5 protein-coding genes, 1 tRNA gene and 1 pseudogene are annotated in these 6,459 nt (G+C 62.9%); 4 read left to right on the top strand and 3 right to left on the bottom strand.

The features are described 5' to 3' along the window. Nucleotides 1-238 (bottom strand): annotated as a pseudogene (locus CP49_RS47270) (hypothetical protein); the annotation flags it as partial. Nucleotides 239-400: 162 nt separating this feature from the next. Continuing rightward, nucleotides 401-490, bottom strand: a tRNA-Ser gene (locus tag CP49_RS14235). Between the two features lie 859 nt (nucleotides 491-1,349). Here CP49_RS14235 and CP49_RS14230 point away from each other — a divergent pair. Next, a complete protein-coding gene (locus CP49_RS14230; RefSeq protein ID WP_057850855.1) occupies nucleotides 1,350-2,276 on the top strand; it encodes a septal ring lytic transglycosylase RlpA family protein in 927 nt (308 codons plus the stop codon). Between the two features lie 67 nt (nucleotides 2,277-2,343). Here the strand turns inward: CP49_RS14230 and CP49_RS14225 are convergent, their stop codons facing one another. Beyond that, the gene (locus CP49_RS14225; RefSeq protein ID WP_057850854.1) at nucleotides 2,344-3,288 is read right to left on the bottom strand and encodes an alpha/beta fold hydrolase; all 945 of its coding nucleotides are present in this window, start codon (nucleotides 3,286-3,288) and stop codon (nucleotides 2,344-2,346) included. A 161-nt stretch (nucleotides 3,289-3,449) separates the two neighbouring features. Here CP49_RS14225 and CP49_RS14220 point away from each other — a divergent pair, with 161 nt between their 5' ends. From CP49_RS14220 to CP49_RS14210, 3 genes are read left to right on the top strand one after another with little or no spacing between them, the layout of a single operon-like run. After that, nucleotides 3,450-4,712, top strand: coding sequence for a D-alanyl-D-alanine carboxypeptidase family protein (locus tag CP49_RS14220; protein WP_057850853.1), 1,263 nt, complete (start codon nucleotides 3,450-3,452; stop codon nucleotides 4,710-4,712). Between the two features lie 2 nt (nucleotides 4,713-4,714). Beyond that, on the top strand, nucleotides 4,715-5,401 hold the full coding sequence (gene tmk, locus CP49_RS14215) for a dTMP kinase (RefSeq protein WP_057850852.1): 687 nt from the start codon (nucleotides 4,715-4,717) through the stop codon (nucleotides 5,399-5,401). Beyond that, entirely contained in the window at nucleotides 5,398-6,438 is a 1,041-nt protein-coding gene (locus CP49_RS14210) for a DNA polymerase III subunit delta' (RefSeq protein ID WP_057850851.1), read from the top strand. The genes tmk and CP49_RS14210 overlap by 4 nt, the downstream gene beginning before the upstream one ends. Nucleotides 6,439-6,459 lie beyond the last annotated feature (21 nt).

Below are 6,459 nucleotides of genomic sequence, written 5' to 3'. Positions count from 1 at the left end.
GAGCGAGCGCCGCACGAGCAAGCAACGGCGGCTTAGCCCAAGGCAAAAGCCGTCGCTGGATCCCTCCCAGCGACGGCTTCGACTGCGGATCGGTACCACCAGAAGGTCGTGCCTGCTCTGGCGGTGACCAGCTCTTCGCCGCGGGTCCTGTGACGATCAGGTAGAGACCGTCACCGTCGGCATACTTGCCTGGCTTCGTTTCGCGTTCGACATCCAGCGGCTTCAGGCGTCCAGCCATGTGTTCCTCCAATCAAAACCGTCCTCCGAACCTACGGGCCCAAGCTACGGTTTGCGCTCTTATTGTGAGGAACGACGGCGAACGAAGGAAGATAGCTTGCCGACGAAAGCGCTGAATTTGCTGGGGATTCCGAACAGTGGAGAACAACGGAGAACACTGTTCTGGCGGAAGGGGTGGGATTCGAACCCACGGTACCCTTGCAGGCACGCCGGTTTTCAAGACCGGTGCCTTAAACCACTCGGCCACCCTTCCAGCTCAAGAATTTCAGTCGCTTAGCGTAGGGCTGGCTTGAACGCAATGCGAACGTGGACCAATTTGGACTGGCTGTACCAGACTGATCCGCCGATCGTGGCAGAGCAGACCATCTGCCCTGAGGTTTCGAATCGAAGCGGCCGGGAGCCGGCGCGCTGCCGTTCCGTGTCCCGGCACCGATGCCGCAATTGGAGCGGACGTTTGTTTAGCCGAACGCTACAGCCAGCAGGCCCGAGCACAGTAGTACGAAGCTGGCCGTCATCAGGGCAAGAAATCCGTTGGAGACCACGTCGTGGTTACGCATGAGACACCTACCACATCAGATGCTCGTCCGAATTTATTAAAGCTTTCCGAATCCTGTCGAACCGTCTGTCCGAAGCCGAGCGGTCCCCCCGAACCGCAGGGCAACCCTCAAGCTCTGGAGCGATAGCCTTCAAACGCATGGGCAAGGAAAATGCCCGCGCTCACCAAACCCATCACCGCTGTAACCGTCTCGATCATCGCACAAATCCTTATGCGCCCCTGCACGCACAGAACGACTCCACCGCTGCACAGTCAAAAAGATTCACAGGCAGAATCGCAGAACGGTCATGAGTGATGATTTGCTGCAACAGATCGTCTGAAAGCGGCACAGGAGACGGCACGCACGGCCCTGTTTTGCCTGATATCGATAGTGCACGCCCGTAAATCGGCCGATGCGCAAAGCAACCATTCATTCACCACGCGGGACCACACCCCATTTCCGCCGTGTTCCGGTTGCGATATCGTCACTGGGTGATGCGGAGGTGGGCCGCATCGTGGGGTTAGGCCGCAACGCTTCAACATAGGCAGTCGGCCGCTGAAAATGGTATTTGGGGTGATGGGGATTCGACGGGCGAGAACGATCATCCTTGCGGTTCGCGGTACCGTTGCCGTGGCAACGTGCCTTGTCCTTGCCAATTGCGCCTCGTCGGACAAATTCGCCAAGCGCATCGATCCCAAATATGGCGTGTCCTCGAGCCCCCGCGTGGTGGCATTCGGGGAGCCTGTGCCGAAGGGCGGGGGAACCTACCGCATCGGCAAGCCCTACACCGTCGCAGGGCGGGTGTACGTGCCGGAAGAGGATCCGAACTATCGCGCCGAGGGGATGGCTTCCTGGTATGGCGACGACTTCCATGGCCGGCTGACAGCTAATGGCGAAGTCTTCGACATGACCTCGCTGACGGCCGCCCATCCGACGCTGCCGATTCCGAGCTACGCCCGCGTAACCAATACCCGGAACGGCAAGTCGCTGATCGTTCGGGTCAACGACCGTGGCCCTTATCACGGCAACCGCCTTATCGACGTCTCGAACAAGGCAGCGGAACTGCTTGATTTCAAAGCAAATGGCGTTGCCAAGGTCCGCGTTGAATATGTCGGCCGGGCGCCACTGGAGGGTTCCGACGACCGCCAATTGCTGGCAACGCTCCGGACTGGCGAGCCTGCGCCGTCGCCGGCCACGGTCCGGGTCGCTTCGGCCCGTCCGTTTGTTCCCGATATGATGCCGTCGTCCGCGGCTCGAATCCGGGGCGAGGTTCCAATGCCGGAGGGGCGGCCTTATAGCCTCGGAAATACCTCGGCAGACTATGCCTCAATCAACGCCACCTCGGAAATGTCGGCCTCTGGCCGCTCGCGCGGTCGCGCCGCGGAAAACCTCCGCGCCGTGTCCTATGAGAATGATGCCCGCTATGCGGCTCCGAGCCAGGCTTACCTGCCGGTCGATCCGCGGGGACCAAGCGAGGTCCTCAGCGGGCGCGGGCTGTACTAGTTTTCTTGACGCGAACCGGTCGCCACCCACGGATCAAGTCCGAGGGCATGCTTCGCTGGAAAACGCTCTATCCCTTCAGGAACGCGATCAGGGCGGCGTTGACCTCGTCGGGCCGCTCCTGCTGGATCCAGTGGCCGGCCCCATCGAGAATGAGTTTTTGCCGCAAGTTCGGTAGCACGCGCTCCATCTCCTTGACCTGCTTGGCACCGATCAGCCCGGTAATGACGCCATCCTTCGAACCCGCGATGAACAGGGAGGGTTGGTGGATTTGCGCGCCCTGCCACGGCGCGGTCAGCTCCCAATTGCGGTCGATATTGCGGTACCAATTCAGTCCGCCGCGAAAGCCGGACACTTGGTAGACGGCCGCGAAATAGGCGAGGTCGGCCTCGGTTAGCCAGCCCGGCAATGGTCGATTCGGATCGGCGCCAGCGAGAAATCCCTTGCCCTCCGGAACAAATTGGTGGGCCGTCGGATCAGAGAACCCGCGCCCGGCCAGCACGATCCGCATTGTCGCGGCGACATCGCGCTCGAACTCGGCCTCGGCCACTCCCGGAGTCTGAAAATACTGCCAGTAGAAATTGGTGACGCCGTTTTGCCGCAAGGTTTCGAGCGGAAGACCGCGTCCGCGGGAAGGCGGCGGAACGCTCAGGCCGGCAACTTTGGTGAAGACATCGGGGCGGAACATGGCCGCATGCCAGGCGACCGGCGCGCCCCAATCATGGCCGGCAATGACGGCCTGCTTTTCGCCAAGCGCCGCCACCAATGCGACCATGTCGCCGACATTGTGGAAAAGGGTGTCGGCGCCGACGTCGGCTGGTGCGCTGGTCCGGCCGAACCCGCGCATGTCGGGGGCGACGACATGGAAGCCGGCTTCCGCAATCGCGGGGATCTGGTGCCTCCAGGAATAGGATAGTTCGGGCCAGCCATGGCAGAGCAGCACCAGCGGACCCTGGCCTTGCTCAAGCACGAACAGCTCCAATCCGTTGACGGAAATAGTGCGTGAAGTTGGCATCGCGTTTCCGCCCTGTTTTTCGTATCCTGTCGGGAAATTGCAGCATCGGCACGATACGTTCCTTCGTCCGGTGCCGCAATCCGACACGGCGGCAAGCCCAAAAACCTGTGTTGTTTGCGATACTTCCAACTGTTAGAACACAGGGATTCAGGACATCGCCGATGGCAGCAGAGACTTCCGTTTCCCGCAAATTCGACGCCGCGGCCGTCATCCCATGGCGCGGCCTGATGGCCGCCGTGCTCGCGCTCGCGGTCGGTTGGGGCGGGATCGTGTACGCCGCCAACAACAGCGTGCAAGGCGCGCCTAAGAAGGAGGAGGGCGGATTCGACGGCGACGCGCCGACCGCGATCCTGGTCGAGGCCTCCAGCGGCAGCGTCCTGTTCGAGAAGAACGCCGACGAATTGCGGGCGCCGTCCAGCATGATGAAGCTGATGACGGTCGAGGTGGTCTTCAACGCCATCAAGGAAGGCAAGATAAAGCCGACGGACGAATACCGGATCAGCGAGAACGCCTGGCGCAAGGGCGGCGCGCCGGCCGGCGGCTCGACCATGTTTGCAATTCTCAACAGCAAGGTATCGGTGGACGACCTTTTGAAGGGCGCGATCATCCAGAGCGGCAATGATTCCTGCATTGCGCTCGCCGAAGGCATGGCCGGCAACGAGCGGATCTTCGCCGCCGACTTCTTGACCAAGCGCGCCCGCGAGCTTGGCATGACCAAGTCGACATTCGGCAATTCCAGCGGACTGCCCGATCCCGCCAACAAGATGACGGTGCGGGAACTGGCAAAACTTAGCCGCCACCTGATCCTGACCTATCCCGACATGTACAAATTGTTCGGTGAGAGGGAATTCATCTGGAACAAGATCCGGCAACAGAACCGCAATCCGCTGTTGAACTCGCTCAATGGCGCCGACGGGCTGAAGACCGGCTACACCAAGGAGGGCGGCTACGGCATGGTCGGCTCCGCCGTGCAGAACGACACCCGGCTGATTGTCGTGATCAACGGGCTCGAGGATCCCGACGATCGCGCCTCCGAAGCCAAGAAAATGCTGGAATGGGGTTTTCGCAATTTCGAGACGCGCACGCTGTTCGCGGCCAATCAACAGGTCGGCTATGCCAAGGTGTTCGGCGGCGAAAGCCGCTCGGTGAAACTTGCAAGCCCCCAGCCGATCAAGGTGATGGTGCCGAAAAACGGCAATGAGAAACTGATCGCGCGCATCGTCTACAGCGGCCCGGTGCGGGCGCCGGTGCAGGCCGGCCAACCGGTCGGTGTCGTCAAGGTATGGCGCGGCGCCAATATCGCCGTGGAGGCGCCGGTCTTTGCCGCGGAATCGATCGGCACTGGCTCGACTATGCGTCGCGCGATCGACGGAGCCAGCGAGCTCGTCATCGGCATGTTCCGCGCGAGCGCAGAGAAGCTCTGAGTATGACCCAGGCAACGCTGCAGCGGCCTTCCGGACGCGGGAAGTTCATCACGTTTGAGGGGGGCGAGGGCTCCGGAAAGTCCACGCAGATCAAGAAGCTCGCCGAGCGTCTTGCGACGGCAAAGCTGCGTGCCATCGTTACCCGCGAGCCAGGCGGCTCGCCGGGCGCCGAGATCATGCGGCATCTCGTGCTGTCGGGAATGGGCAAGCTGCTCGGACCGGAAGCGGAGACGTTGCTGTTCGCAGCCGCCCGCGACGATCACGTTCGTACGGTGATCCAGCCCGCGCTCAGCCAGGGAACGTGGGTGCTGTGCGACCGCTTCTCGGACTCGACCCGCGCCTACCAGGGCAGTCTGGGGCAGGTCTCTCCCATCGTGCTCAACGCCATGCAGCGCGTCACCATAGGCGATCTCAAGCCGGACCTGACCATCATTCTGGACATCCCCGTGGAAGTCGGCCTGCAGCGCGCCGCGGCTCGCCGCGGCAGCGGCGCGCCGGATCGTTTCGAGGCCGAAGATCTGAAATTTCATCAGGACCTGCGCGATGCCTATCGGCAGATCGCCGCCGAAGACCCGCAGCGCTGCGTGCTGATCGACGCCAATGCCGACGCCGACACGGTCGCTGCGCGCGTCTGGACTGCGCTGCGCGATCACCTGTTCGCGATCCCGAGCACGGCAGGTACGGCATGAGCGCACGCAAGACCGAGCCGGAGGTGGCGGTCAGACATCCCCGTGAAACGGCCGATCTGTTCGGCCATCGCGAGGCCGAGACGGCGTTGCTGAATGCCTATCGCAGTGGGCGCATTCCGCATGCCTGGCTGATCGGTGGCTCACAGGGCATCGGCAAGGCGACGTTGGCCTATCGCATGGCCCGCTTCGTGCTCGCGAACCCCAAGCCCACGGCGCCTTCGGTGCAGCGCGCCGAGACGCTTGCGATCGATCCGAACGATCCCGTCGCGCGCCAGATCACCGCCGGCGCGCATGGCGGGCTGCTGGTGCTGGAGCGCGGCCTCAACGATCGCGGCGTGATGCGGACCGTGATTACTGTCGACGAGACGCGAGAGACGATTTCGTTCTTCGGTTCGACCGCGGCGGTGGACGGCTGGCGGGTCTGCATCGTCGACACCGTCGACGAGCTCAATCCGAACGCCGCCAATGCGCTGCTCAAGATCCTCGAGGAGCCACCGCAACGATCGCTGTTCCTGCTCGTCAGCCATTCGCCGGCGCGGGCCTTGCCGACGATCTTGTCCCGCTGCCGCAAACTGCCGCTGCGGCCGCTGGCAACCGGCGACGTGATCCGCGCAGCAGCGCGGGCCGCTGACATCGCATCCGATGATGCGGCTCTGTCGGAGGCGGCCGATGCCGCGGAGGGGAGTGTGTCTCGCGCGCTGACGCTGCTCGGCGGCGACGCGCTGAAGCTGCAGCAGCGGACCGCGGCGCTGCTGGCGACGCTGCCTCAGGTCGATCCGCGCGAGTTGCATGCGCTGGGCGATGCGCTGGGCACCAGCGACCGCGTGGCGCTAGCTGCTTTCATCGACGGCATCGATCGCTGGATCGGCGAAAAGCTGCGCGCTGGCGACGCCAACGCGAATCTGCCCCGCCTTGCACGGCTGGCGGAGGTATGGGAAAAGATTATCCGCGCCGCGCGCGACACCGAATCGTACAATCTGGAGCGAAAACCGCTGGTTTTCTCGGTATTCGGGATGCTCGCGGAAGCAACCCGATAACGCTCCGTCCGATAATAATCC

The organism is Bradyrhizobium valentinum, from assembly GCF_001440405.1.
GTDB lineage: Bacteria > Pseudomonadota > Alphaproteobacteria > Rhizobiales > Xanthobacteraceae > Bradyrhizobium > Bradyrhizobium valentinum.
Note: the sequence above shows the minus strand (reverse complement) of the source record. Positions and strands in the feature narration are given on the sequence as shown.